Source organism: Agrobacterium sp. D14, from assembly GCF_001526505.1.
In the GTDB taxonomy this organism is placed as follows: Bacteria; Pseudomonadota; Alphaproteobacteria; order Rhizobiales; family Rhizobiaceae; genus Agrobacterium; species Agrobacterium leguminum.
In genome coordinates this window covers 77,591-103,823 of record NZ_ASXX01000010.1, presented here as the reverse complement: position 1 = coordinate 103,823, position 26,233 = coordinate 77,591, and the positions used below count along the sequence as shown (strand labels likewise).

The window sequence follows — 26,233 nt, the reverse complement described above, 5'->3', positions numbered from 1 at the left end:
CAGGACTGCTTCGTCGGATATCCGAGACATTCGCCTACCCAATCTTGTCGATTTGGGATTATCACCAAAGCCTGCTCTCTGCACGACGGTGGTGCCTGCTTCGACGCGTGGGCCCAACGTGCTCGACTACCGTTACGGCCGCAGACGGGGTTGCCGCAGTCGACCTTGCGACGACTCGTGCTGGCGCATTATCTGCAAGCGTCCGATCTTCCTCTATCGGCCTATTGCGGACATACTCAGTCGTAAAAATCGGCCGCGAACTCTGAGTTTTGCGACAGAAATTCCCTTTTGATTTGAGTCGCGGCCGACTGTCGCGTAATTAGGATTTCTGCGAATCTTCATCACGCCAAGGCACAACGGAGAGGTCAGGCCAGACAGCGATCCACCGCGCAGTTTTAGCATCGTATATTTCGCGGGTGATTTGCTTCTTATTCGCTCGGACAACCCCGTTCACCAGATCGTCCGTTCCAAACGGAGCATTGAGGAGAAGGGAGTCTCCGATGGGCTTCACGCCGATTGCTGTCGCCGTGGTGGGAAACGTGGTGATGGCCTCGGCAGTGGAGGTGTATGGCATAATCTGATGCCCGAACTTGCCCTCGTACCACATATGCACCCGAGCTTCATTTTTCACATCGATCCATACTGGCAGATGTGAGAACGCCGCACGAATTCTTGCCGCCTGCCGCGCTTCCCCGTTTTCCGTAAGGTCGTCCGAGTCAAAATAAACGATATCAATATCGGAAATGCCGTGGGTAGATGGCAGATCGAACGTCCGGTTCCAAACGGTTTGAGCGATAGCGCCTGCGACCAACCAACAATCCGGTAAGGCTACGTTATCCCACCCATCGATGATGGGCCGAAGCAATGGACTAGCGAGAACAGCGGATCGAATTCCTTCGTGCTGGTCCATCCTTGTGATTTCCTTTCTTGTCAAGAAACTCCCGATTAAAGCGACGCTTGTTTTCCTGACATCTGCGACGGAACAGAACAAGGAGTTTCGCGGCGGCCGCAATGGCCAGAGAGCGACCGATTTAAATCACTTGAGCTTGATGAGTCCTGCCTTGGTCGGCCGAAATCCGCAACTCTGATAGAATGAGCTCAGATGCGGTTCGAAGTCGACATGTAACCAATTCGCTCCGCGCTCTCGCGCTACATTTGTGGCTTCTAACACCATGCGGGCAGCGATACCTCTTCGTCGCATCCGGGGAATAACGCAGGTGTCCAGGATGAAGGCGTGGACACCTCCATCCCACGCCACATTCACGAAGCCGACGAGGCGATCATCTTCATAAGCCGCAATATGGGCAAGGCTGCGTGACAATATGCTGGAAAAGTCTTTTGGCCCTTCGCTGCCCCAGGCTTCTAACCAAAGCACATTCAGCTCGTCTTGGCGCGGGAACGGATCAATCCGAAACGTCACCATGTTGCCGCTCTCCAGTTATTGTGCACGCGACGTTTTCGAAGATAGTCATGGTCAGGCAGTTTTCTACACCGTCTCGATCAGGAAGACTATGTCGTCGGAATTCGCTGCATCGAAGAGTTGCTTGTCCCAACAGACACTGCTTTCTGCCATGAGGATTGCCGCCGCAATTGGCCAAAACACTCATCCGCGTGCTTTCGAATGATAGTTTGTTTGCAACCAGGCGATCACTGCCTCGGCGTTTTTATCAGGCGGGTCTACAGGGTAAAAGACATGCCTGATCCTGCCATCTTCGATGATCATCGTCAGCCTTTTGAGCAAGGTGAAACCACCCGCTTCAAACGTCGGCAGGCTAAGGGCCTTCGCAAGAGAAAGTGAATGATCGGAAAGTAATGGAAACGGCAAGTGAAGCCGGTTTGCAGCCTCTTTTTGATACTCGGTCGTCTGCGTCGAAAGGCCAAAAAGATGGCTGGCCCCTAATCCCTTCAGCTCCGCGAAATGGTCGCGAAAAGCGCAAGATTGAGGTGTGCAGCCTCTAGCCCCGGGTATGGCATCCCATCCGTCAATCGCATTGCCACCCGGCGGGCTGGTGCGTGGGTAGGCATATACGACGGACAGACCTGGCCCTCTAAGGTCGACAGTCGTGCCGTCGGTTGCTGCCAATGTAACATCCGGCATTTCCATCCCTGGCAAATGCTTCGCTGCGCCATCGTCATGTGGGATCAATGATGCCACAAAGTTGTTTCCCATAGCCACGCCAATGTCCTCTCGGTCGTCAATGCGAGAAAAGCTAAACGAATTTCACGCCGCTGCAATATCTCCTATTGGCGCTCTTTGGCATTACAAAAATTGACCGAAGCGGTCATTGCAGGACTATGTCCGCGCTTGAAATAAAGGTGGAAAGCGGCATGTCGATTTCAGATTGGCTATGGAAGAAGCAGCCGTTCTGAAGCGAACCGGACTGCCCGGCCCTGCCTAGCCGCCAACCGCTTCGGGGAGAAGCAACAGTTACGAGCGGTCTGTTCCTGAAAGATGTGCCATGACAAAATATACCATCAACCGCTATCTTGCGAAATCCGCGAAGAGTTTTCGTACCGGAGAACTGCATGAGACATTTCAGACTTGTTTATCAGAAACATCCTCTCGACCTTTCAGTCGAAGAGCCACGCATCACCTTGCGGGCCTCAAGTGGCTCTTGGCCTGGTCAGGAGCTGGAGGACTACGTGGTACTGGATTTAGAAGTGAAATCGCCGAAATTTTTCTTCGATCCCAACAATGATCCCGAGGATGACGTCTCTCAGTGGTTGAATCCGGGTCTGGATACACAGTGGCTCAAAATTCCGTTGAAGCGCTTTAAGAACCGTGATTTTCGTAGCCTTGAAGAAATCTTGATAGATTTCCAGGGCGAAGGAACTCCAAACGCTTTGACTAGGGAAGATTGGTGGGAAGCCCCCGGCCTCATCACCATTTACAGCGACGAGTTCTTCTCTCGCGCGGAAATCTCCATCCGTTACGATGGTGGCGGCACGTTTTCTGTTCAGCTTTCTGGTACAACCCAGTTCGACACCGCCTTTGACATAGCCTTCAGTGCTCCTCTGACCGTCAAGCTGGTCGGCTATCGCAACTCGGCGACCGCAGACGATCTTTTGGGCTGGTTCGACCGCTTTTTGAGAAAAGACGACTTCACTTTCACGCCGCTGCAACGAGGTGAAGACCTCTATCTCGATGGTGCGGTCAAGTAACCGCCGCGCCAAGCGCGCTGAGCGTTTCGAGGGCGATCGGCGCAAATCCACAAATCATGTAAAGATCAAACAAGGACTATTAGGCAGCTTGGGACTTTGGGTCGGTCTTTAGGAATTGCGCGACAATCAATCAGAAAGGTGTCCATACTTCGCTGCCGTCAAACCCATAAAGCAGCCCCTCTTCCGATCCGACACCGAGAACGGTGGGCCATTGAAACGAAAAATCATAAATATACTCAGGAAGCGTATAGTATCGCCTCCTCCCAATATCTACGATGATGGTATGCCGTTCGTAGAGTTGCAACATCCAGCTTGCGGCAAAAAAGTTGGAGTCTGCTGTGAATGCAAAATTAGAACCCCAGACAAATCCCAGTAATCTAACCCCGTCTATGTATGCTTCGCTATAGCAATCGCCATGGGGTGGTTCACGGAGATTGCGCAGCATTACCTCATGGCGTTTGTCGGGAGAAACGAGAAGATAGTCACAAAATCCTCCGGCCTAGATACTGACGCCATCCGACTTAAACTCGATATGCTCCATTTCTATTTCCCAGTACCCTCATAGAATATCTGTTCCCTGGCGACTGATTTCTCACGAAATCCCGAAACCTGCCACAGGTATGATCCTAAGATGGCGGCGATCTACAAGGTCAGCTCTTAGTGGAAATCAGTACTCTGACCATGCCGCACCAATACAGCATCCGTTAAGGTAAGTACCTGCCAGCGCCACCCACTCGCTACCGTGAACTCGTTTTTGAATCGGCAATCTGGCGGCTTTCTTTCTTGAGCGGACGGGCGATCGGACAGACATCCTGTACAAAACTGTTCAGCGTGTTGGCCAAGTTGTTGGGAATGATTGAATAGTGGATGAACTGGCCTTGCCGTTTCTTGGCGATCAGCCCGGCATTCTCGAGGACGCCCAGATGCTGGGAAATTGACGGTTTCGACATGTCGAAACGTGCCGCAATCTCGCCCGCCGTCAACGAGGTATGTGCCAGATAAGCCAGAATACGCCGGCGCGGTGCCGAAGCCAGAGCTTCGAAGACGCGCTGGAAGGAGCCATCAGAACTCAACGCCTCTTCCATTCCCTCATTCGACTTCTCATTCGTCATGCCAAACCTCGAAAAATATTTTGTCTATTGCCTAAATACCTAAATTAAGGCAATAGGTATTTAGCTCATGAACTAAATATAGATTCATCCGCGATTTTGCAAGGCGAGAGCAATGGGAAGTGGGAGTTAATGATGCCTTCTGTAGTGACCCAGACCCTTTCAACCGAACGTATGATTTCCGGCCCAACAAGCAGTGCGATCGATGGCGATGTTGTTTGGGTGCCATCGAAATCAATCTGGACCTGTTCGCTGACGCTGATTGCATTGGTTTTTGGCCCGGCTACTTTCGGCTGGGACGCCTTTGCGCTGTTCGTGGTAACAACGGCGATCACTATTTGCGCCGGTCATTCGGTTGGCATGCACCGCCTGCTCATTCATCGTTCGTTTCGGACCAGCAAGACAGTCGAATACATTCTCGTTTATCTGGGCACGCTGGTCGGCATGGCCGGGCCCTTCGGCATGATCCATGCCCATGACATTCGAGATTGGGCACAGCGCCAGCACGAATGCCATCCGCTTCATGCCCATCGCCGCTGGTTCCTTGCGGACGCCTGGTGGCAGATGCATTGCGCGGTGAAACTGCGCCAGCCGCCCACATTTCTCATCGAGAAGGCTGTGCGCGAAGACCGATTCTACCAGTTCCTCGAAAGGACGTGGATGGCGCAGCAGTTGCCATGGGCAGCGTTGTTCTTCTTCGTCGGTGGTTGGAGTTGGTTGGTATGGGGGATCGCGGTGCGCGTCTCGGTCTCACTAACGGGGCATTGGTTGATTGGCCATTTCGCTCATCGCCGCGGCCACCAGGGCTGGAGCGTCGATGATGTTGCCGTTCAAGGCTACAACCTGCCCGCCTTCGGGCTGGTCACCTTTGGCGAGGCCTTCCATGGCAACCACCACGCTTTTCCGCAATCCGCACGCCTGGGCCTGGAAAGAGGCCAGATCGACCTTGGCTGGACCCTCATCCAGGTTCTCATGGCGCTGGGACTAGCTAAAGAGGTGAAGTTGCCAGAGAATACGCAGCCTCGCGACGGGCTGCGGCGCGTGGCGGGGGAGGAGGCTTATGTTCCACGAACCTGTTTGCAGACATGCAAAGGATGCCCGATTTCGGCGGGGCGGACTTGAACTCTCGGCGTTTCCGTCTGTTGTTGGGCTCGAGAAGACGCCTGTTTTGACCTAGTCAAATGACTCCTCTTCGTCTGGCAGGTTGTGATCGGCCCACTGTTCTCTTGGTATAGATTCGCCGACGACAAATTCGAATGCACTCACTTTTTTGTGTCTGGCATAAGGTCGCATTTAAATCGAAGGCGAATCCAGCTTTTCCCGCTATGCACAGCCGCTCCTTCAGCCAAGAACGAATTTCGTTCAAGCTTCGTATCGGCCATTGCGTAGGCGACAACGCGGTCAGGCTTTAGCTCCTTGTTGAATTCAGCAACTTGGGCCATCGCTTCGAGATTACAAAGTTGTTCGATCTGTTCGGCGGGAGCGAGTTGTGAAAGAGCTTCCTTAGCCTGGCTGCTACGACGATCAGCCAGAATTACTTCAGATAACATGCGCGTAGGCTTTACAGGCTGAGACGGATTGTCCGTTGGTTTTGATGGATTTACACCTGATTGTCCTGCGCTTGCTTCCTTGAACTCTCGCGCCTCTTCTACCTTTCCGGCTTTTGGGACAGCGACCTGTGGGAACACTGGTTGCGAAACTTTTGGCGTTTCGAGTTGCGGAATGATTTCGACCGCTATGCTGTCCTCTGGTGGAGCCGTTCCTTCAGGAGCGGAAGGTAAGAGCAATGCAGAGCGATAACGAAGATGGCGTGAGCCAACGCTGAAATGAAGATGACCTTGGGAGGCGCTTGGCGTTCTGGGGGCGTCGTACTGGCAATCGAGGTACGCCGTGTGTTGCCCAGAGCCATGGCGTTTCAAGCGTCCTACTGAAAGCTACAGGTCGCACCTGTCGCGACACTCAAATCACTCAACTATTCCTGATGATAGTGGGTTTTCTGACCTGTGCAACGTCTGCAATTGGCGCGAAGCAGAAAACGATTTTCGACATTGTCGCGTTCAAATGGCAATCACCGGTTAATGATGGCAGCATTGGACTGGTTCTTCACGAACAGATGGAATGAGGCATGGCCACCGTCCGTATCGCCAGTGCACAAGCGCCAGAATTCAGAGGTAACATCCGGGCTGCGCTAGCCATGCCGCCCAAGTCATGACTGAGGCATCGGCGCTCGGTGTTCGATTGCTTTGTTTTCCCGAATGCTTCCTGCCGGGTTATCTGCTTGATGAAGATGACGCACGGCAACGTGCGCCTGACCTATCACCGCCTGCATTTCGGTAGGCTACTTTCGGTTAGAACTGCTACTGTACATCAGTTCAGCGTGGTAAAATGACTCAATGTCATGGAGATACAAGCGCACTCATGCTGAAACGACGTGATCTTGTGGCCGCGGGAGGTGTCCTGGCAACCCTTGGATGGCCGCGAATGGCGACTGCGTCACGCTATCCAGCGCCTGGAGATACGCCGGGGGCACCGTTCGACGATCCTAACCTGAAGCTCGCGATCCTATCCAGTCTGATCGACAAGCAGCTGATCGATCTCGGGACCCCACAACAGCTTGCTGAGCATGTTCTTGGACGGCCCGTCGATCTTGAGAACGAAGGCTACAAGCCCATTCCCGCAGTTCGAGCCTATCTGGATTGCTACCCTCTCTCGCCAGACCTTCTGAATCAGATCGACGAGCTTGTTCTGGATGGAGGAAGCTCCATCTATCGATATGTCTGGTTCTTCTGGGATGGAGAGGACGATATCTTTGACGTCAGCAGCCTTGCCGGGATCAAGCACTGCCCGAACATCAAGAGTCTTGATCTAACGTCGATGATCGGGACTGTGGACCTTCGTGACCTCCTGCCGCCATTCAAAGTCGAGACCATCAATGCAGGGATTGCGTTAGAGAACATCCCGGCTCTGCTCGGCATGCCCAGTCTACGAAGCGTCCGTATCCTCGACGACCAGCTCTACGAAGAGGTCACGACTCTGGGGCATCCCAATCGAGAGGTGATGGAATTGTTGAAGGCTAGGGGAGTCTCCGTCTGGGTCCATTGGGTGTCCAGTTACGATGAGAACCGCCCCGCATACCAATAACTGTGATCCTGGGTGCGCTTTCGGAAATTGCCGCAGCCAAGCGGACCATAAGGACATCGAAAGCGACCTTCACGAAAGATTTGGGTTGATGCCTTCTATTGGTGCTGAGCACGATGATGACTTTTGGGTCTTGGCGGTCATCAATGAACCAGAAATCGATTGACGAATAATTCGCACGCCACTGACTCCCCCTTGACCTCAACTTCGGTTGAGGTCGTACGAATTTGAGGCGGTCGCAGCCCATCGAAGGCGACCACTTCAGAGGAGGACGTCTTGGTCACATATTTTCGCTATTCGAAACCCAAATATTCCTACGGAACGCGTCTCATCGGAACCGTCGTTTTGCAGTTACTCGGCACCGGATTGTTGGCGTTCATCTTTTACGTGCTGGATACGCTTACAGCGAAGCCAACGATAACTTTCGGTCACTTTGTGCCATGCTTGGTGGGGAGCGTCGCTGGCTTTCACTTTGTGGCTTTTCGTCGGCCAGCCACGGACGGCCAGCTTAGCCGTATCGCACCATCGTTCTTGGCATTTGGGGCCTTTTATTGGCTTGTGTCCTATTCATTGCCTGACCTTTTACTGGCAAGATTGCTATCTGGGTTTGGAATGGGTGTGGTTGTTGCAGGAACTTTCCGACGTTGCTTTCTTGAAAATCCAGTCGTTCCACGCGTCCGATAGATGATAGTTGACCCTAACCGTTTTGGAACGTGCGCATTTCGGTTCAATTCACGACCGTAATCGGTACTTTGCCATCAAGGCAGCTTGAACCGTAACCGGTGTCCGACTCCCACATTGTCCTCGCCACCCTGATCTGTGATCGCCTTTCTATGGAACGAGCAACGGGAGTTTCTCCATGGAGAGTACACTGGAGGTTCTCACGACCAGGAAGTCTGGACGTGAGGTTCATCGGCACTGGCCGGACGAAGTCAAGGCGCAGATCGTTTCAGAGACCCTTCGGCCCGGCGCGATGGTGAATGAGGTCGCAGAGCGGCATGGCCTGAAGCCGAACCATTTGTCGACTTGGCGAACGATGGCGCGGCAGGGCAAGCTTGTTCTGCCTGCACCCGAGGATGCGGTCGAGTTTGCAGCGGTAGTCGTCGATCCACCCGTTGTGGAGCCGCTGGTCAACAAAACCAACCGCCCCGAGATCATCGTCGGTTCGGTCACGATCCGCCTGGAAGAAGGTGCGTCTGTCGCTCGGATCGCTGCTGTCGCGCGTGCCTGCGCGGTTCCGGCATGATCTTTCCGTCTAACCGCGTCCGGATCATGGTGGCGACCAAGCCTGTGGACTTTCGCAAAGGCCATGATGGCTTAGCGGCACTTGTCAAAAACGAGCTGCACAAGGACCCATTCACCGGGACGGTCTTCGTATTCCGGTCGCGGAAAGCAGATCGATTGAAGTTGATCTACTGGGACGGCAGCGGATTGGTGATGGCCTACAAGCGGTTGGAGGAACACACCTTCACCTGGCCGGGCATCAAAGATGGCCTGATGACACGGGGCCACGCGCAGTTCGAGGCGTTGTTTACAGGCCTCGACTGGCGTCGGGTCCGTTCCGTTGAGGCGAGAGCACCGGATGCCATCGAATAGATGCGGCACGATGACTCAGGCGGTAAATTCCAACGGCGAAGTATGGCCCGGTTTGATAGACTTCGAGCATGTTGGACGCCGCCGATCTTCCCGACGATATTGCTGCCCTGAAGGCGATGCTGATCGCGGCGCAAGCGCGTGAAGTTCGCAAGGATGACCGGATCGAACGGCTGGAGAAGTTGGTCGCCGCTTTCAAGCAGGCCGCCTTCGGCCGCAAGTCCGAGAAGGCCGATCCCGAGCAATTCGATCTTGCGCTGGAAGACCTGGAAACGGCAATCGCGACCGTCCATGCCGAAGACGAAGCCGATAGCCCCTCGGGGAAGCCGCAATCCAAGCCCCGCGCCAGCAATCGCGGTTCTCTGCCCGCCCATCTACCTCGCGTCGAGGAGGTCATCGAACCGGAAAGCCTGACTTGCGCCTGCGGCGGAGGCCTTCATTGCATCGGTGAGGACGTCTCCGAGCGGCTGGATGTCATTCCGGCGCAGTTCCGTGTCATAGTCACCCGCCGTCCAAAATACGCCTGCCGTGCCTGCACTGACGGCATTGCTCAGGCTCCAGCGCCTGCACGATTGATTCAGGCCGGGTTGCCGACGGAAGCGACCATCGCTCATGTGTTGGTGTCCAAATACGCCGATCACCTACCACTCTATCGGCAAGCCCAGATCATGAGCCGCCAGGGTATCGATCTCGACCGCTCAACACTCGCCGATTGGGTCGGGCGGGCTGCTTTCGAACTGCGCCCGGTCTTCAACGCCCTGATCGCCGATCTGAAGCGGTCGACGAAGCTGTTCATGGACGAGACCCGTGCGCCGGTCCTCGATCCCGGCTCCCGCAAAACCAAGACCGGATACTTCTGGGCCTTGGCCCGTGATGACCGACCTTGGGGCGGAGGTGCGCCTCCGGGTGTCGCCTTCACCTATGCTCCAGGTCGCGGCGGGCACCATGCCGAGCGGATATTACAAGGGTTTACGGGCGTCCTTCAGGTGGACGGCTATGCCGGATATAATCGGCTGATCGCAGCGGATCGTGTCGGTCTCGACATCCGGCTAGCCTATTGTTGGGCGCATGCGTGGCGTAAGCTGGTCGAGATTACCCGCAACGGCTCGGCACCGATTGCCGTCGAAGGCGTGAAGCGGATCGGCGAACTCTATCGCATCGAAGACGAGCTGCGCGGTCTTTCCCCAGAAGCTCGCCTCGCCGGGCGAAAGGAACGATCAGCGCCATTGATCGCCGACATGCGGACTTGGCTGGCGCATCATCGCACCCGCGTCGCTGGCAAGTCGCCACTCGGCGAAGCGCTCGCCTATATCGCCAAATACTGGGATGGCCTCGGCATCTTCCTGACCGACGATCGCATCGAGATTGACAATAATTCCGTGGAACGAACCATCCGGCCGATAGCACTAAATCGTAAGAATGCACTCTTCGCTGGGCACGACGCGGGAGCGGAGAACTGGGCGATCATCGCCTCACTGATAGAAACCTGCAAGCTTAATGCCGCCGATCCGTTCGCGTACCTGTCCGCCACGCTCACCCGCCTTGTCAACGGCCATAAGCAGAGCCGGATCGACGAGCTAATGCCGTGGAATTACCCTGAGCGTACACACGGCTGAAGTCCGCTGTCGGCCCGAAGCGGTCATCTGCCCAAGATTGACAGGAAACAGACCTATGTGCACAATCGATGTTCGGTAGATACAGCCTGCTGCTTGCGCCCCGTTGGGGTACGGTGAATGTATCGAGCCACTTATGGCTCCCTTTGCCCGGACGAACGGGTCAGCAACGCAAGCCCCTGACGCTCTCCGTTCGTTTATGCAAAGGATCATCTCATGCGCGATTTCCGGGATGCCAAAGCTATGGCGAAAACTCTACGCGAAGCGCTTCATGCCAAGTCGTTCACCCTCACCAATAGTGAGAGCCAGGAACTCATCGCTCGAATTTTTGGCTATCGAGACTGGAACGTGTTGGCCGCAAGGATTCAGGCGATCCAATCGCCTGCGACGTCGGTTCAGCCTAACACTCCTACTTCTGTCGGAGAGCGTATCCCCGTGGTTCCTATGAGGGACATGGTTTTGTTTCCGCACATGATCTCGCGAATTTTCGTGGCGCGTGACAAGACGAGGCAGGCCGTGGAACACGCTATCGTAGGCGATCGGCGTGTTGTCGTTGTCGCTCAGAGACGCGGTGTCGACGATCGGCCCAACACTCTCGACGCCATCTATCAGACGGGCGTCATGGCAAGCGTCGTCGATCGCCAGACACAGGTAGACGGGGCTCTCAAGGTCACCGTCTGCGGGCTTGAACGAATTGGCATTGTACGCCTTATCGATGGAGAACTCTTAGCGGCTGAGGTCGTGCCCATTAAAGAGCGGGGCAACCAGTCGCAGAAGGCAACCGCTCTTTCGAGTGCGGTTCTCGATGCGTATCAGACTTATGCTGAGGTCGATTATTCCGCGCTTCCCTCGGGAACCAAAGCGCGTTTCAGCCTGCCTTCAGTCGGCGATCCAAGCCTGCTAGCCGACACAGTCGCTCCTCTGCTATCGGCCAGTGTCGAAGAGAAGCAAAAACTCCTGGAAACCAGTGACGTCGTAACCCGCCTCGAAAGGCTCATCGAGCTGATGAGCGCCGGCCGTGTCAACGAAGTCGCATAAATCCTGACTTTGCGGTCGTCGCAGAAGGTGTTGTCCTGCGATGGCCGCATTGCTGCGATCTCTGACACAGCGATACTATTCGAAACGGCAATACGCTTGCGGTCAAGGTGCCAGAGAAACAGCGCTTACCTTGAACCCTTTGCGGTCATCGGACCAAGTGGACGGTGTCAGCGAACCGGATCATCGCCCTACTGCGGAAGAAGTCGTCTTGCCGGAGGTGGGTGATGCTTCCACTAGGTGCGGCATAGGAGATAAATCCACAAGCATCTACGGGCACCTTCATCCAGGCCGCGATCACCAAACTCAGCGTGAAGCCGTGGGTGACGACAACTTGAGTTTCGCATTTTCGACCGAGTATTGCGTCGATATAGGGATAGACCCGTATCGCCACATCACGACGTGACTCCGCTCCTTCAATGCTGCCTCGATGATCGAGTCTATCGGTATCGGGTGCGGGTATGTAACGCGCGTCAAGCCATTCCTGTGGCTTCCCTTCAGCCACACCGTAGCTGATCTCGCGTAGCGCCTTTGTCTGCGTTACAGGCCGTCCAAAGCGACTTCCGATGCAATCTGCTGTCTGGTAGGCCCGTTTTAAGTCAGATGAGAAAATCTCAATCTCATCGTCACCGATAAACGTAAACAGTCTCTCAGCCAGTGCGCGGGCGTCTTCTTGTCCCTGCGCCGTAAGACCGGTATCGAACCAGCCTCCGACCTTTCCCTCTATATGGTGGGCAGACTCGGTATGTGTTACGATGAACAAATCTCTCATCTTAATGCCCTAAGAAATCACTTGCCTTCGCGTGTAGCCGAAATTTAGTGGAGGGAACAGCATGTCTCCTGTTGGCGCTGAGCGGCAGACGCGTCTCGGCCCGAAGCTGATTGTCAGGACCGCTTTGCAAGTGTCCGCGATCGGCCCAAATCGGTCATCCGTTACGCCGTGGCCCATTCCATCAATGCGTTTTGGGCATGGAGAAGGAATGCTTTTGCAGAACGGCTGTGACAAATCTTGTGTCGCATCGCCTCGATCGTTACTTCCTGACCTCTTGCAACGGGTGGGCATGGGAGAAATATCGCGTTGTTCTTGCATTCATTCAGAACCGCTGTAGTGATCTGATAGTCGATCAGTTCAGCGTCATGAATATTCGTCGGCCATGAATCTGTGATGATCACGTCCGCCTCGAAGATGTGACGGATATCTTGGCTTACTTCGAAATTAGTGTTGATGAGTGCCGGGTCGGTAACGTGCCACCGCTCGGGATACACCTGAACAACGTTTATCGGCAATGACTTTGAAGCTTCGACCCATGAACGCAAAATATTGGCGTCAGGGGCGATGCCGACGACTTTGAGCGTGTCCAATGAACCTCTGATTTTCCTCACATAGGCCAGATCGCCGAGTGTTTCACATGGATGATTGGACCTCGTCCGCGCGTTGATGACTGGAGCCTGCATGGCTGATGCCGATTCCTTCAAGGTAGCCAGTTCCTTCGTTCTGACGACAAGGAGGTCGAACCAATTGTCGAGGTAGCCAGCGAGGTCAGCAGTAGTTTCTCTGGCATTGAAGCTGATCGGCGGTTGAACCACAATGCCGCCCATCGCCTTTGCGCCGAGATCGAAGGCGGTGGTATTTCGCCATCCGGTATCATCAACGATGAGGCCGATGCGCTTGCCTTTCAAGGTTTGCGGCACGGTGTGGCTATCCCAATCGGTGGCGAGCTTTTCAGCTCTTTCGAGCAGGGTTGTCAGGGTATCGATTGGAAGAGAATGGAATTCGAGAAAATCTCTATTGGCTTGAAAAGTCATATGACACCGATTTCGAGCTTGGTACGATTGCTGGCAAGATCGCCGGCGAAACAGCAGTTCCCAAAGTATTCGGTTTCGCCGTTGGTGACCGCTCCCGGCCCATTGCAGACATGCTGATCCAGATTCAGCTTCTTCGATTTGCTACGGAGTTGCAGGAAGTAATCCGTAAGATATCTATTTTTTGGACTCAGTCCAATTTCTCGTAGAGCGCGAATCGCATATCACTAATATATCTATGGTTATTGGTGCAGGTTGCGAGCGCTTCTGTGAAACTAAAAAAGCTCCAGATCGAAAATTTCCGATCCCTCAAGAACCTTGAGGTCGATCTCGAAGAGTATCTTTCGATAATTGTTGGCAAGAACAATGTTGGGAAGACCTCGCTTCTAGTCGCATTGGAACGCTTTCTAGGTAGCTCTCAATCCAGTTTCGATTTTGAGGATTTCAATCTGGATTTTCGGCAGCATGTCGCAGCATTGGCCGAGAGCAAGATTCAGCCTGACGACCCATATCCGTTTTGTGGCATCAGGCTTCGCGTCTTCATCGAATATTCTGACGATGACGATCTGGGCAACGTCGGTAACAAGGTGATCATGGACCTCGATCCCGATAACAAGTGGATCGTGTTGGACTTCCTGTACCACCTCTCATCGGAGTATCTCGAAATCTTGCGGCGGGACTTCAAGGCTCACCAAGACAGGAAGAAAGATAAAGCGCAGGACGTTCTCAAATTCCTTCGCGAAAACCACAGAGAGTATTTCAAGGTCGCCAGGCGAAGCGTGCAATTTGATCACCTCGATCAGAAGGTTCAGGAAGATATTTTCGTTGATCTCATCAAGGAATCTATCCGTATCGACGATATCATTTCATTCAAGCGCATCGCGGCGCGTCGTTCGGTTTCAAACAAAGAGACTGACAAGACGCTATCAACGATGTCGTCGAGAATTTACTCAGCAATGTCATCCGACGCGGGAGATGAGGAGGTTTTCGACACGTTCAAGGAGGCGCTCAGCCATACGGACGTCCAGTTAGACACCATCTATGGTAAACTCTTCAAAGAGGTCATCGATGATGTGAGACGATTTGGCGGGATTAAGGAGGGCGATACACAGCTGCAAATTAGGTCGACGTTGCAGCATCGTGAACTGCTTGAAGACAACACAACCGTCATGTACGGGCAGGGAGCAGAACTGCACGTCCTGCCCGAAAGCTACAATGGCTTGGGCTACCTAAACCTGATCAGCATGATCTTCGATATCAAGATCATCCTTAATGAGTTCAAGCGAGGAAATAAGCCGAAACCCGCTGATATCAATCTCCTATTCATTGAAGAGCCTGAAGCCCATACTCATCCGCAGATGCAGGCGGTTTTCATCAAGAATATCAAGAACCTCGTCGGACGGTCCGTTTCAAACGCGGATGGTATTAAGTGTCCTCTCCAGACAATTCTCTCGACGCATTCGGCACACATTGTGGCCGAGTCTGATTTCGACGACATCAAGTATTTCAAGAAGTCCGGTGGAACCACTGTGGCCAAGGGCCTGCGCGACTTGCACGCCATGTACAAGGTTGCCGGGAAAGACGGCCATTACACCTTCCTAAGACAGTATCTGACTCTCCATCGTTCGCAGCTTTTTTTCGCCGACAAGGCGATTCTAGTTGAGGGCGACACAGAGCGAATCCTTCTTCCCGCGATGATGCGCAAAATTGACCAACTCGACGAAGCGACCGCTTTCGCAGACACTGAAATCGCCCCGCTGCCTTTGATGTCGCAGAACATCTCGGTAATAGAGGTCGGTGCACACTCTCAGATTTTTGAAATATTCCTCGACTTCATCGGCGTGAAGACGCTCATCATCACTGACTTGGATTCGGCCGTAGAGCGGCAGCGCATGAAAGACGGCAACCTTGTAACCAACAAGAAAGGGCAGCCAGTTATTGATATCGTTGCCCACCCGGTGGAAGGCGGAACCCACACGACCAATGCTGCCCTAAGATTTTTCTTCGGAGTCGGCTCCGCGCTCACATATTTCCTGGAGCTGGCGCTTGAACACAAGACCGTCAAGAAGAAGCCAGATGCCGTCTGGGCTGCGGACCCCGCTGGCGAAATCATGTGCGCTTACCAGGTTACCGAGACCAACGCAGAGAACGAAACATACTGCGCTCGGAGCTTTGAGGATGCGTTTTTCCACGTCAATCGAGCATTCATGACATCGGCCAGCGCGGTGGCCGATGATGACGACCCGCCGAAGTTTCCAAGTCTCAAACAAGGGGCACTGGCCGAATTCATCGGTGGCGGCAAGCCCGATGTAATGGCTGATAACGGAATTGATAAGAAGCCCTCCTTCGCCATCGAGATACTGCTCAACAGCGAAACGACTAAGCTGACAAAGACAGATAAGGGCGGCCAAGCACGAGATTTCACTCTTGAATTTAGCAACTGGAACATTCCGAAATACATTCACGAAGGTCTAAGATGGATCAAGGCGGGTTGAAGCTGGAGCCTGAGGTCGAGCGTGTTCTCAAACATGTCGCCGACGGCAAGAATTTCCTGCTAAGCGGTGGAGCTGGGAGCGGGAAAACGTACTCCTTGGTCCAGGTCATTGGAGAGCTGCTGCGGACCCAGCCAAGCGCGTCCATTGCTTGTATCACCTATACGAACGCTGCGGTTCGTGAAATCGAGTCACGCGTCGCGGACGAGAGACTGGCCGTCAGCACCATCCATGATTTTCTCTGGGCAGCTATCGGCCCGTTCCAAGCCGAGCTGCGCCTTGTTCTGATCGATTTGATGACTGGAGATAGCCCTCGCATTAAGCCCGGGAGTATCGCTGTTTCCGATGGGATGTATGACGGAAAACCGATTGAATACAAGGAGTTCAGAATACTAGCAGAAGGGATCATTTCCCATGACGAGGTTATCACTCTCGCTCACGGTGTGTTTGAAAAATACCCGAAGATACGAGAAATCCTCCGAGATCGTTATCGGTACATTCTCGTCGATGAATACCAGGACACCTCACCCGACGTCGTCAAAATCCTCCTCGATTTTTTGCCCTTGGCTCACAGGAAAGGCGTCTGCGGCTTCTTCGGTGACAGCATGCAATCGATCTATGATGAAGGTGTTGGATCGATAAAGGATTATGTGGCAGTTGCCTCTGTGATGGAGGTTCAAAAGGTCCAGAATCGCCGAAATCCTCGCCTCGTGTTCGAGCTTGCGAACCGCTTGAGATCAGACGGGATCGTGCAGAAAGAATCTGATGACGAAAATGCTCCGAATATGCATGACGGTGCCGTGAAGGATGGATCAATCCGCTTTTATTACGCGGCGGACGGAGGCGACAAACTCGATGCCGTGCGGAAAACCCTCGGATGGGACTTCAATGAGGTCGCTGGGACCAAAGAGCTGAACCTGACGCACAATTTGATCGCGCCGCAGGCGGGGTTTGGCGATCTCATGGAAATCTACGACAAAGACGGGGTGCTCAAATTCCGTGACAGGCTCCTCGATCATATCAAAGGCAACGATGACCTTACCAAGTACGACGCCGACACATTCGGCGAAGTCATGGCCAAGTTCCCGGGAGTGGCTCCGACGCCCGGGATGAGGGATTTTATCGACGCCCATCCAGACTGGCTGACAGATGCAAAAAGCTGTAACTTCCTGGTATTCAGGCGCATGTATGTCGATAAGGACCAACTCGTCGACGACAAAAAGCAAACCGAGGAAGAGGCCGCACGCAAGGGCTCACAACGATGCCCGTTTATCAAGCACATCTTCAAAATCCTAGACGTCGTTCACCTCTATAATCAGCGGAAATTCAATGAATTTCTGAGGCGTACCGAGTTCAAGCTTGGGTCAGCAAAAGACAAGGTGCAGCTTAGGGAATGTATTAACGAAATCGGGGCGATGAGCGACCGTCCGATTATCGAAGTCATAGATTACGCTGAGAAACATGGACTGGTCCGCAAGGATGACGCTCTCACCAATTTTGTGACCCGCAAGCCCTACCTATTCAATCGCGTGTCGCCAATAAAGTGCTCATCGTACCTGGCGCTCTATGAGTATCTCGAAGGCCGAACGACCTACTCAACGCAGCATAAGATCAAAGGACGAGAATTTGATCGCGTTCTCGTCGTTCTCGATTCTGGGGGGTGGAACAAGTACAATTTCACCTATCTGTTCGAGGGTGGCGGGACAGCCTCCGTCCGCGAGCGCACGGAAAAGCTGTTCTATGTCTGCTGCACGCGGTCAAAAGACTCGCTCGCAGTGTATTTTCGGGACCCTTCCTTGAAGGTCATAGCAAGAGCGAAAGAGTGGTTCGGTGACGGAAATGTCATCGCCGTTTGATCATTTTGCGGTAGGATGATCATTCACTATGCTGATCAGCTTAACCTCCCATCTTGTTGGAAAGACATCCTGCGTAGATCGGCGCGGCAAATGAGTATCAGTATTTGCGTGCGGCCTTCTTAGCGCCTGTGTCGCTATTCGTGGTATCCGGTCAAAAGCTCTATCTGAACCAAACCAGACATCAAATAGGTTGCAAAATACGCTAGGGGGCCATGACAGCTTCAGCTTGGCAGACGTTTAACTTACAAATTGTCGAAGATTGCCGAGGCCACCGCGACTTCAGTACCCGCCAACCCGACGGAGCAGAACAGGGTCCTTTGATCCGCTGACGTCCGACCGGGTACCTTTTCTGCAACGATATCAGAAAGCTCCACCATCCGATTCTCATTGCCTGAACCATTGAGGAAGAAGGGGGAGGTGTAGGCTCGCGTCTGTTCGGAAGAATCTGTCGCTATAGTGCTTGCCATATCCGCGATATCGAGTCCGAGTTCATATCCCTCGAGCGTTTTAGGGCCAACCGTGTTGACATGCACACCGCGCTTCAGATCGGCCGCACGGACAACCGGCTGGTTGCTGGACGTGGCACAGATGACGATATCAGCATCGCTCACGGCCTCATAAACACTGTCTGCTGGCCTTATCTCAATTCCCAGGTCCGCTTCCATTTCCCGCGCGAAAAGGCTTCGCCGGGTTCATCGCGGCTGTAAACGCGAGCAGAACTGATTTTCCGAACGGCAACTGCAGCTTCAAGCTGGCTTCGCGCCTGGAGCCCGCTACCCAATACCCCTACGACACTGGCGTCGGGTGAACTGAGGTGCCGAATTGCGACGCCCCCTATCGCACCGGTTCTGATCGCGCCAAGGCGTTCCCCGAGGATAAGCCCTTTCAGCCGCCCGTCATCCGCACACCAAACGGCGACGATCTGGGAGTGTTCCGCGCCCTCAAATGTCTCGTATACCCGAAAGCCCGCGAGAGGTTTTTCGCCAAGGGCGCCTTCAACTGTAAAGATCAGATCGCCCCGCCCGGGGAACGAGATATGGTGTCGGGGTGGGGATATTGTTTGGCCAGCAGCGCGATCGCGAAGAATATTTTCTATAGCTTCGATCGCAACGTTCATGAATGAGCCATTCAGAAGGTCACTGTCGCTCAATATTCTTGCCATCATCGAAACTCCAGTTTCAGCCAGTTTGCAACCTGAACCGACCTTGAGGTCAATAGGCATGGTTAGTTTGAATCGCTGCCTTGGCCGGCGTGAAGCCGAAGCCGCCTATTACCTCATGGGAACTGAATTGCCTGACGTAGTGTCGCGATGGCCTCTGCTACAGACGGCCCCTTGATCAGTGGCGGATCAGGCCGTTCACAGAATTCCCGCCATACAAACAATGTGAGCTCCGCGCCGTCAGTTTGCATCTCCTCCGGTCCGTTCGAGAGTTGCTGGAGGAGTCTATAGCGGTGATCCGTCCAGAAGAGGTTTTCGACCCACTCATAGATTGGAATAGCGTGGAAATGGATCGGATACCCAAGGGAATGCCCGTAGCGGCTGATATAAATTTTATTTGCACCCAAGCTCTTCAAGGCATGCTGAACAACCGCGAAGACCCGCCCCATCGAGCTCAGCGCCTCGACGGAAAGATCACTCAAATCGTTCGTGACTTTCGTCGAAGCTATGATGAGATAGCCGGGAAGCGCCGAGTTGACACGATGGTTTATAGACCAATGAGCAGTTTGGGCGATATGAAGGTGCGGTGGAATATCCTGGGTCATCGCATTAATTTATCAGGGTAGCTTGTGGCCGCAACGTCTGGTGTACGGCGCAATCCAGTTGAGAGAAAAGGAGCCGTTTGCCGCTGGTGGAAATGCCGAACACTCACCCGTAGGCCAGCCTGAGCGCAGCCATGTTACCGCTGCTGAGCGCCGCCAAGTTGGCTTCGATTTTCTCGATCGGCCAGTCCCACCAGGCGAGACGATGCAGTTCGTTGATGACTTCGCTGGGATAACGCATTCGGATAATAGATGCCGGATTTCCGCCTACAACTGCATAGGGCGGTACATCTCGGGTAACAACGGAAGCGGCAGCGACAATCGCACCCGTGCCTATGTGAACGCCTGGCATGATTGCCGAGTTCTGGCCAATCCAGACGTCGTGGTCCACGATCGTGTCCTTGACGGGCAGGTCTTTGTAACCAAAGGTCTCCGGCTTGAAGATACGAAACGGGTAGGTGGTGAAGCCGGTCATCGGGTGGTTCGCCGAACTGGTAATAAAGTAGCTTCCCCTCGCGATCTGCACGAACTTGCCGATTACCAGTCGCTCGCGCACGCCATGACCGAGATATGGGGCCAGGATCAAGGCCGTGTCTTCGGGCTTTCCAGCATGAGTATAATAGCTGAAATCACCGATCTCCATCCGCGGATGATCTATGACGTTCTTCAGATATACGGTGTCCCGATAAACAGCTCCGTCGGGGAGCGTAATCGGATGGATGGCATTTGCGTCGAGAAGAGCCATACAGAACCTTTCGAATGCCAGCCGGTCTGCGCGGCATCCTATTAAACCTCGCGGGGGACTGTCAGGCTATTTTCTCCCGACCGAGAAATCCATCACGGGTTGCGTATCGCTCCGATGAATAGTTTTGATGGCCACCGTCGGGGTTGAACACATCTACCTTCTACGACGTCTCCGTTAGGGCGCTTTTGTGCAAGCAAGCACATGAAAGTCACCATGCGCCGCCCGCAGACCGTGCCGAAAATCTAAACCACCTTCAAGTCGCTATAGTACCCGCGGGCCTTGAGCCTTAGGGTTGCAGGATGGTCGTGCTTCAGCAATGACCACTGTCCATGAACCTTTTCGTATTCGAGGCCAGCATCAGCTTCCTTCCTAAGCTCCTCAAAGGTGTTGATAACCTTTGGATCGCCGGACCTTAGGGCGAGGGGTTCTTAGAACTCAAGCTGGAACTCGAGTTCTGGAATGGCACCGCGTTCCAAGTTCCTTCGCATCGATACGAGTAGTGGTGGGAAATCCATATTCGTCATGCCCGACTCCTAGTAGCCTATGTATTCACCGACAATTGTCGGGCCTTATTTCATCGGCCGCAACTCGTGTTGGGGATGCCTAGCCTGGAGTTCAGCGGTCAGGATCATCGAATATGAGAAAGGAGTGCCATAGGAGCAACGAATGTGGCGATGGGGTCGTCATCTTCTGTCATGCTTCTGCCTTGGAAGATCGTTCATGTCATGCCACAAAACCGCAAAGCTCACGGCTTGAACACAAAAAAGGATAGCAAGATGTCCGAGCGAATCCAACGACTGCTTAATAAACCTGATGGCGGTTTAGTTGACGTGCTAGAAGGGCTGATTAGTCAAGTTGTTACCGGAATTGACGAAGGACGCGACACCGCAGGGCAAATAGATGATATTAACAAACTCTCAGGCGGGCAAGATTTCGTCTCCGGAACATTCTTCAAGCTTTACAGTTGAACAAGCGAACGGGAGTTTGCGGAGTTGGCAGCAATGGGACCGCCTCCGCACGTCGCCAACATGGATCAGTCCGATGTAGTCCAGTGTTTATACATTATCAGAAGTGCAGAAGAGCCGTTGGCGAGCTTTTGCCTCAGTATTTTGCAGCGTAGCCTCCCGAACGTGCCAATAACGGACATTATATTCGATCGCGAGAACGACCCGGACGAGGCGGAGCTTGCCGAAGAAATCTTGTCGAAAGCCGTAGCTCCAAACATTATTTGTCTGTGAGCGGCGCTCCGCCGCTTCTCGGAGTGACCTTTCCCCCTGACCTTGTCTTAATACTGATGCCATCGGGGCTGTAGCGATCGGCGTATCCGCTTCGCCGCCTTGCTGAGGCTAAGTGGCCAAGAAATTGACTAAAATGGAACAATAAGGAGATTCTAGTTGGCTACCTCAGACTATCACCTTATGCCGCCACCTCCGGCAGGCCGCGACCGCGACCTCTGGCTTCAGCACGCGGCTGGTCTCATTATTTTCGAAGATGTGCGCGGGTATGCCCGCGAACGCGTCGATAGAGGGCTTGATGAAGCCGCTCTCCAAGCCTCGTTCAAGGCTATTGATGATGTGTTGTACGGCCTGATGATGGTAATGGATGGCGTCACTGGCCAGCTCACCAATGGTTCAGAGACAGTCCGTCTTACGGTGAACGCGGAACTGGAGTTGAAAGGAGCGCTCATACAAGCGTTGAACCTTCGAGATGAGGGAGATGGAATGTGTATGGGGTTTCACGGCTGGCTCGAAGGAGACTACGGAGAGCCGTTGCCTGCTGCTCCCGCGAGGTGACGCATCGTAGAGGGCGAAGCGAACGAGGCCAGCCAATAGTTGCTTAGTAAGAGAAACATATGGAGCGAAAGCCAAAACAGCTCATGGTGAAGGCCCTGCGTGTGATTAGGCATGGAATAATGACCGCAAAGGGCTCACAGCAGACTTCAGAGATTTGTTCTCCCCGAATGATTCCACGGGATCAATTCGCCGATCCGGCTCTGCTTGTGGCGGTTGACGATGGAGGTGAGCGCGGCTGTCAGATACCCGGGCGATGGACGCGCCTTCTTCCAGAGGGATGGTGATAGGGCCGACGATGATCTCGGGACGGTTGGGGCGATCATGCCATTTCGGAGCTTGCCTCCAGGAATCTCGTGACCTCTTTCAATAGACCGATGAGCTCTGGCATCGCCAAACAATAATAGACGACAAGGCCGTGGCGTCGCGCTTTAACGACCCCCGCTTCGCGCATTTTTGCGAGATGCTGCGAAAGCGCTGACTGCGATAAATCGACCTGGTGGGCCAACTTCGTCACGCTTTGCTCGCCGCTCGCCAGTTCTAGCACGACCTCGACGCGTTTTGGGTTCGACAGAATGTTGAGCACCTCACCACATCGCTGGAAATATACCGCGTTCTCTAACTCAGCCGCTTTCTGCATATTGGCTCGCCCCCGCAGATTTCCACGGGTTCTATCATAATATTTGCCGGAATAGCCACCTTTTGGAAAGTGCAGGATGGTACCTTTAGGGCGGTCCTGCGGAGGTTGCCAATTCGCATCGTTTCGTTCTCGGCTCATTGAAAATCTTCTTTGGCTTTATCGGTTTCAATATGGATTTCGTAAATGAAGTAAGTTTGTTCTGCATGCCGTGGGTTTGGGCTGGTCGAACCCGTGCATTGTGCACGATCTTATTTATTGCAGATATCTAAGTCCCGGTTTTGTCGCAGTAGAGAGCTTTGAGGTCCCGATCATCCAACCATGACGCCCCACGACCGCTTGCGGTTCAGTTGCCACAAAACCATGAAAGCTATCGTGCTGAGAACTCCAAGCATCGCGAAGACCGCATGGGCTCCGATACCCGCCATGAGCGCAGCCAAGACCGGTGGTGCCAGCGCGTTGATCAGATTCATCGGCAGGGCAATGGTTGCCATTGCGGCGGCATAGTCGGCCTTCTCAAAGAAGACGAGGGGCATTGTGGCTCGGGCGACAGCGAAAGCTCCACTCCCCACGCCGTAAATCACGAGAAACCCTGCCACCGACAGGAATCCCTGGCCGCCTATCCACATTACCACAAGACCGATGGGTATCATTGCGCCGGACACGATCCCGGTGGACAACCCGTCCCATCGTTGCCCACCGAGCAGGTCAATCACGCGCCCGCCGACTTTGAAGACCCCCAGAAGCGATGCAATCGCGATGGCTTTGGCAAGGTCCATTCCCGTCGCCTGCAAGAGCTGAATACCTACAGCCTCAATGCCAAACGTAACAAAACTGTTCAAAGCGATGGCGGTCACAAGAAGGGCGAAGACAGGACCCTTGTGCGCACTTCTTTTGCTGATGGCCGGTGCGGTCGCTGTTCCAGTTGCCGGCAGGCCGATTAAAACCAGGGGGCAGATGACCAACGCCATGATACCCGCATAGACGAGAATGGTCGCACGCCACCCAACCAATCCGTCGAGAAAAGCGGTGATGGGCCAGAAAACGCTGCCCGCCAGACCCGTCACCAGCATCAACGTGCCGATAAGGCTCCGCGCCCGATCCTCTGCGTAATCCGCGATATAGGCATAGGCCGATGTCGTCAGGAACATGGAGCCTGCAATCCCGATCAATACCCAAGCCGCCCAGAATACCAACAGGCCCGGAGCCAGCGCGAGCAGGCAGAGCCCGCCCGCGATCATCCCGGCTCCCGCAGCCATGACGGAACGCGGTCCAAATCTGCGAAAGGCACGGCCTGTCCAGGGGGCAGCAAGCCCCATCGCGACGAACATCACAGAGGTGCCGACAAAGATCATCGGCAGCGAGGTTTGGAATTCTGTCGCGACTGTCGTCGCAATCACGGGCAAGACACTCACCATGCCCCAGCCGGTGATTTGGGTCAGCGCAAGAAGGAACAACACAAAGAGATGACGTTGCATTGTTCACTCGTAGAACCGAATTGTGACGCTCAGATAACAGCGATACCGCATCGGTTGCCGTAGACGGATAGGCAAGGACGGCACCGTGCTAGAACCTTAGTGAGATGGAGTGGAAATGGGCGTCAGGCGGGCTCTTTCGCAACATAGATGCCGCTAAGTCCGCATCCGTGTTTTAACTACTGTCACGACCCTGCCCATGCGCCTAGCGGGCCAGCACTTCCTTCAAACTGGACTGCCGTGGGTTAGTCTACGACGATCGCAACCTTTGACGACCAGAATTCGCCTGGCGCTTGGACGAAAATGGACGTCACGCCACTGATCGATGAGTATTTCTCCCGGAAACGTTCGAAGGACGCCTCCAGCTTCGCGTCGTTGAGCTTCTCAATTATCGCTTTGCTCGACTGCTTACCGACCAACGACCTCACGCCGTCGACGTCCTCCGCGTTCACCGTCATCGGAAAGAAGACACCGACCCACGTGCCCATGAGATCAAGGGACGAGACATAGGCCGTTTTTTCGCTTTTGAGTTCGATGGGCGGTTCGCTGTCGTCCACGACACTGAACATGCCATCGGTCGTTTCCAAGACCCGCGCGAGGTAGCTCAATTGTCTACTCTCGTCGCGCGCTCGAGCCATCGGAAATCCTACGTCCTCCAGATCGGCATGCGACAAGATTTTGCGAACCAGGCCTGCAAGGCTTGCGTACTGGTCAAACTTGTCGAAGGCTCGCGGCGGTTCGTCGACTTCCATGGCGAGCGGTTCGCGATCGTCTGCAAACAAGGTGACACGGAACCTCCCGCGGGCGAGGATGCCGTTGAATAGAAGGTAGTCCTCCCATGTCTTTGCCGTGTGGTGATCGGCCAGAGAGAAGTTATCAGGGTACCTGTAGGTCCATCCGCCGCCGCCAAGGATGATACGACCGAGCGGGGTTTGCGCCGAGAGCCTGATGTTGTCTTCGCTCAAGATTGGCGGGCCTATCATCGCAATGCTAGCTGTGGTCCTCACCGCTGCTTCCGTGACTGTCGACTTGAGTTCGAGCGTACCATGGAGGCTGTGGTGCGGTTCGAAATGCAGGGTGCCGGGACCAGAAGCGTCCTTGACGGGCAGCGGAATCGAAAATCGGTTCTCGAAGAGATTGACGTGGTCGGCGGATAGGGGGGAGAGGCCTAGAAACTTGTCCGCGAGATCATCTTCCGACCTCGTCGTCACGCTGAAGTGCATTGTAAATCTCGCTTGGTCGAACCCAAGTTCGTCCAATTGCCGTATCTTTTCCTTTGCATAGTTGGCCATCCCTGCGCCGGGCAGCGCCATCAATGTCCGGGCGAGTTCGGTCTGCGACGCCTCGACCCATGAGGCATTCGGCACCTTGATCGAGATCGAATTCTTATGGGGCTGAACGCGTCCCCTTGTCGACGCGCGCCGCATGCGCTTGAGGATCGACGCGAGCTGGTCATCCAAGAGGTGTATGATCGCCATCGATTTGATGGTGTCGTCAGCCCCAATCCTGAAAACGCATATAATCGCCGGCCTGGTGTCTTTCGTAAGGCGCTCGGCGACCGACATCGAGATGCGTACGGTGCTGTTCTTGGCAAGGATTGTCTTGACCTGAGCGATGATCTGCGTGGGCGCAGGCCGTTTGTCTAAGGATCGCTCGGGCGTCGCAGGCTGCAACGATGTCTCGACGACGAAGTCTTTTCCAGTCTTGTCGGGGAAAACGATGCTACACTTCAGCTTAGCCTTCAAGCAGAGGGCGTTGAAATGCACTTCACCGATCGCCCCGAGTCGATCGAGCTCATCGCCCTCCACCGGCTCGTCGCGTTGTCCATGTTGAAGATGCATTCGGTGCCTCCGAACCTGCCGCGCTGATAGCAACCTGCGATAGATACCTCTGACTAAGACTTACTACTAGCCTTTGCTAGGATTTCCACGCCAAAGATGCCGGCGGCGATTGGAAATTTTACCCGAGTGGAAATCGGAGTTCGTGGCTCGCACGTTGAACAGGCGGTTGCCTAACGGCGGACG

23 protein-coding genes and 1 pseudogene are annotated in these 26,233 nt (G+C 54.2%); 11 read left to right on the top strand and 13 right to left on the bottom strand.

The features are described from left to right. Positions 1-319 precede the first annotated feature (319 nt). The 3 genes from L901_RS08870 to L901_RS08860 all read right to left on the bottom strand — a co-directional run bounded on the left by L901_RS08870 (position 320) and on the right by L901_RS08860 (position 2,170). Positions 320-910, bottom strand: a complete 591-nt coding sequence (locus tag L901_RS08870) for a nucleotidyltransferase family protein (RefSeq protein WP_059755703.1) — start codon at positions 908-910, stop codon at positions 320-322. A 126-nt stretch (positions 911-1,036) separates the two neighbouring features. Then, positions 1,037-1,423, bottom strand: coding sequence for a GNAT family N-acetyltransferase (locus L901_RS08865; RefSeq protein ID WP_059755701.1), 387 nt, complete (start codon positions 1,421-1,423; stop codon positions 1,037-1,039). A 180-nt stretch (positions 1,424-1,603) separates the two neighbouring features. Beyond that, on the bottom strand, positions 1,604-2,170 hold the full coding sequence (locus L901_RS08860) for a peroxiredoxin (RefSeq protein ID WP_059755699.1): 567 nt from the start codon (positions 2,168-2,170) through the stop codon (positions 1,604-1,606). Positions 2,171-2,526: 356 nt separating this feature from the next. On the opposite strand from L901_RS08860, the gene L901_RS08855 reads away from it, so the two are divergent. Continuing rightward, complete coding sequence (locus L901_RS08855; protein ID WP_059755697.1) at positions 2,527-3,162, top strand: hypothetical protein; 636 nt, start codon at positions 2,527-2,529, stop codon at positions 3,160-3,162. Positions 3,163-3,899: 737 nt separating this feature from the next. Here the strand turns inward: L901_RS08855 and L901_RS08850 are convergent. Continuing rightward, the gene (locus L901_RS08850; protein ID WP_059755694.1) at positions 3,900-4,274 is read right to left on the bottom strand and encodes a metalloregulator ArsR/SmtB family transcription factor; all 375 of its coding nucleotides are present in this window, start codon (positions 4,272-4,274) and stop codon (positions 3,900-3,902) included. Between the two features lie 132 nt (positions 4,275-4,406). Here L901_RS08850 and L901_RS08845 point away from each other — a divergent pair, with 132 nt between their 5' ends. After that, complete coding sequence (locus tag L901_RS08845; RefSeq protein WP_245289629.1) at positions 4,407-5,393, top strand: acyl-CoA desaturase; 987 nt, start codon at positions 4,407-4,409, stop codon at positions 5,391-5,393. 140 nt (positions 5,394-5,533) lie between these two features. On the opposite strand, the gene L901_RS26990 is transcribed toward L901_RS08845, so the two are convergent. Then, positions 5,534-6,190 (bottom strand): DUF930 domain-containing protein, encoded by a 657-nt coding sequence (locus L901_RS26990; RefSeq protein ID WP_156430050.1) that lies wholly within the window; start codon positions 6,188-6,190, stop codon positions 5,534-5,536. A gap of 562 nt (positions 6,191-6,752) precedes the next feature. Between L901_RS26990 and L901_RS08835 the strand changes: the two genes are divergently transcribed. The 5 genes from L901_RS08835 to L901_RS08815 all read left to right on the top strand — a co-directional run bounded on the left by L901_RS08835 (position 6,753) and on the right by L901_RS08815 (position 11,653). After that, complete coding sequence (locus tag L901_RS08835; protein WP_082710562.1) at positions 6,753-7,412, top strand: hypothetical protein; 660 nt, start codon at positions 6,753-6,755, stop codon at positions 7,410-7,412. 856 nt (positions 7,413-8,268) lie between these two features. After that, positions 8,269-8,655 carry a transposase gene (locus L901_RS08830; RefSeq protein WP_059755685.1) on the top strand — a complete coding sequence of 129 codons (387 nt, stop codon included), beginning with the start codon at positions 8,269-8,271 and terminating at the stop codon, positions 8,653-8,655. Continuing rightward, complete coding sequence (tnpB, locus tag L901_RS08825; protein WP_059755682.1) at positions 8,652-9,005, top strand: IS66 family insertion sequence element accessory protein TnpB; 354 nt, start codon at positions 8,652-8,654, stop codon at positions 9,003-9,005. The genes L901_RS08830 and tnpB overlap by 4 nt, the downstream gene beginning before the upstream one ends. A 68-nt stretch (positions 9,006-9,073) precedes the next feature. Further along, on the top strand, positions 9,074-10,618 hold the full coding sequence (locus tag L901_RS08820; RefSeq protein WP_059755679.1) for an IS66 family transposase: 1,545 nt from the start codon (positions 9,074-9,076) through the stop codon (positions 10,616-10,618). Positions 10,619-10,831: 213 nt separating this feature from the next. After that, positions 10,832-11,653, top strand: coding sequence for an LON peptidase substrate-binding domain-containing protein (locus tag L901_RS08815; RefSeq protein WP_059755676.1), 822 nt, complete (start codon positions 10,832-10,834; stop codon positions 11,651-11,653). A 145-nt stretch (positions 11,654-11,798) separates the two neighbouring features. Here the strand turns inward: L901_RS08815 and L901_RS08810 are convergent, their stop codons facing one another. Then, complete coding sequence (locus tag L901_RS08810) at positions 11,799-12,422, bottom strand: histidine phosphatase family protein (protein WP_059755673.1); 624 nt, start codon at positions 12,420-12,422, stop codon at positions 11,799-11,801. Between the two features lie 161 nt (positions 12,423-12,583). Continuing rightward, positions 12,584-13,456 carry an ornithine carbamoyltransferase gene (locus tag L901_RS08805; RefSeq protein ID WP_059755670.1) on the bottom strand — a complete coding sequence of 291 codons (873 nt, stop codon included), beginning with the start codon at positions 13,454-13,456 and terminating at the stop codon, positions 12,584-12,586. A gap of 266 nt (positions 13,457-13,722) precedes the next feature. Here L901_RS08805 and L901_RS08800 point away from each other — a divergent pair, with 266 nt between their 5' ends. Next, positions 13,723-15,948 (top strand): ATP-dependent endonuclease, encoded by a 2,226-nt coding sequence (locus L901_RS08800; RefSeq protein WP_059755666.1) that lies wholly within the window; start codon positions 13,723-13,725, stop codon positions 15,946-15,948. Beyond that, positions 15,930-17,801, top strand: coding sequence for a UvrD-helicase domain-containing protein (locus tag L901_RS08795; RefSeq protein ID WP_059755663.1), 1,872 nt, complete (start codon positions 15,930-15,932; stop codon positions 17,799-17,801). The genes L901_RS08800 and L901_RS08795 overlap by 19 nt, the downstream gene beginning before the upstream one ends. A 242-nt stretch (positions 17,802-18,043) precedes the next feature. Here L901_RS08795 and L901_RS08790 read toward each other — a convergent pair. The 3 genes and pseudogenes from L901_RS08790 to L901_RS08780 form a co-directional block, all read right to left on the bottom strand. Next, a pseudogene (locus tag L901_RS08790) lies at positions 18,044-18,963 on the bottom strand (ornithine cyclodeaminase family protein). A gap of 113 nt (positions 18,964-19,076) precedes the next feature. Beyond that, positions 19,077-19,565 carry a hypothetical protein gene (locus tag L901_RS08785; RefSeq protein WP_059755660.1) on the bottom strand — a complete coding sequence of 163 codons (489 nt, stop codon included), beginning with the start codon at positions 19,563-19,565 and terminating at the stop codon, positions 19,077-19,079. Between the two features lie 103 nt (positions 19,566-19,668). Then, a complete protein-coding gene (locus L901_RS08780) occupies positions 19,669-20,307 on the bottom strand; it encodes a CatB-related O-acetyltransferase (RefSeq protein ID WP_059755657.1) in 639 nt (212 codons plus the stop codon). Positions 20,308-20,975: 668 nt separating this feature from the next. Between L901_RS08780 and L901_RS08775 the strand changes: the two genes are divergently transcribed. Further along, positions 20,976-21,275, top strand: coding sequence for a hypothetical protein (locus L901_RS08775; RefSeq protein ID WP_147401519.1), 300 nt, complete (start codon positions 20,976-20,978; stop codon positions 21,273-21,275). A 426-nt stretch (positions 21,276-21,701) separates the two neighbouring features. Beyond that, positions 21,702-22,100: a hypothetical protein gene (locus tag L901_RS08765; RefSeq protein ID WP_059755648.1), complete on the top strand. Its 399-nt coding sequence runs from the start codon at positions 21,702-21,704 to the stop codon at positions 22,098-22,100. A gap of 319 nt (positions 22,101-22,419) precedes the next feature. On the opposite strand, the gene L901_RS08760 is transcribed toward L901_RS08765, so the two are convergent. From L901_RS08760 to L901_RS08750, 3 genes are all read right to left on the bottom strand, one after another. After that, the gene (locus L901_RS08760; RefSeq protein ID WP_082710552.1) at positions 22,420-22,875 is read right to left on the bottom strand and encodes a helix-turn-helix transcriptional regulator; all 456 of its coding nucleotides are present in this window, start codon (positions 22,873-22,875) and stop codon (positions 22,420-22,422) included. A gap of 170 nt (positions 22,876-23,045) precedes the next feature. Next, complete coding sequence (locus L901_RS08755) at positions 23,046-24,212, bottom strand: MFS transporter (RefSeq protein ID WP_059755643.1); 1,167 nt, start codon at positions 24,210-24,212, stop codon at positions 23,046-23,048. Positions 24,213-24,454: 242 nt separating this feature from the next. Beyond that, positions 24,455-26,050: a hypothetical protein gene (locus tag L901_RS08750; protein ID WP_059755640.1), complete on the bottom strand. Its 1,596-nt coding sequence runs from the start codon at positions 26,048-26,050 to the stop codon at positions 24,455-24,457. Positions 26,051-26,233 lie beyond the last annotated feature (183 nt).

Bases quoted from the DNA above. Each gene is read 5' to 3' on its own strand.
- L901_RS08870 (WP_059755703.1), bottom strand. From the start codon at position 910: ATGGACCAGCACGAAGGAATTCGATCCGCTGTTCTCGCTAGTCCATTG.
- L901_RS08865 (WP_059755701.1), bottom strand. From the start codon at position 1,423: ATGGTGACGTTTCGGATTGATCCGTTCCCGCGCCAAGACGAGCTGAAT.
- L901_RS08860 (WP_059755699.1), bottom strand. From the start codon at position 2,170: ATGGGAAACAACTTTGTGGCATCATTGATCCCACATGACGATGGCGCA.
- L901_RS08855 (WP_059755697.1), top strand. From the start codon at position 2,527: ATGAGACATTTCAGACTTGTTTATCAGAAACATCCTCTCGACCTTTCA.
- L901_RS08850 (WP_059755694.1), bottom strand. From the start codon at position 4,274: ATGACGAATGAGAAGTCGAATGAGGGAATGGAAGAGGCGTTGAGTTCT.
- L901_RS08845 (WP_245289629.1), top strand. From the start codon at position 4,407: ATGCCTTCTGTAGTGACCCAGACCCTTTCAACCGAACGTATGATTTCC.
- L901_RS08835 (WP_082710562.1), top strand. From the start codon at position 6,753: ATGGCGACTGCGTCACGCTATCCAGCGCCTGGAGATACGCCGGGGGCA.
- L901_RS08830 (WP_059755685.1), top strand. From the start codon at position 8,269: ATGGAGAGTACACTGGAGGTTCTCACGACCAGGAAGTCTGGACGTGAG.
- tnpB (WP_059755682.1), top strand. From the start codon at position 8,652: ATGATCTTTCCGTCTAACCGCGTCCGGATCATGGTGGCGACCAAGCCT.
- L901_RS08820 (WP_059755679.1), top strand. From the start codon at position 9,074: ATGTTGGACGCCGCCGATCTTCCCGACGATATTGCTGCCCTGAAGGCG.
- L901_RS08815 (WP_059755676.1), top strand. From the start codon at position 10,832: ATGCGCGATTTCCGGGATGCCAAAGCTATGGCGAAAACTCTACGCGAA.
- L901_RS08810 (WP_059755673.1), bottom strand. From the start codon at position 12,422: ATGAGAGATTTGTTCATCGTAACACATACCGAGTCTGCCCACCATATA.
- L901_RS08805 (WP_059755670.1), bottom strand. From the start codon at position 13,456: ATGACTTTTCAAGCCAATAGAGATTTTCTCGAATTCCATTCTCTTCCA.
- L901_RS08795 (WP_059755663.1), top strand. From the start codon at position 15,930: ATGGATCAAGGCGGGTTGAAGCTGGAGCCTGAGGTCGAGCGTGTTCTC.
- L901_RS08785 (WP_059755660.1), bottom strand. From the start codon at position 19,565: ATGACCCAGGATATTCCACCGCACCTTCATATCGCCCAAACTGCTCAT.
- L901_RS08780 (WP_059755657.1), bottom strand. From the start codon at position 20,307: ATGGCTCTTCTCGACGCAAATGCCATCCATCCGATTACGCTCCCCGAC.
- L901_RS08760 (WP_082710552.1), bottom strand. From the start codon at position 22,875: ATGAGCCGAGAACGAAACGATGCGAATTGGCAACCTCCGCAGGACCGC.
- L901_RS08755 (WP_059755643.1), bottom strand. From the start codon at position 24,212: ATGCAACGTCATCTCTTTGTGTTGTTCCTTCTTGCGCTGACCCAAATC.
- L901_RS08750 (WP_059755640.1), bottom strand. From the start codon at position 26,050: ATGCATCTTCAACATGGACAACGCGACGAGCCGGTGGAGGGCGATGAG.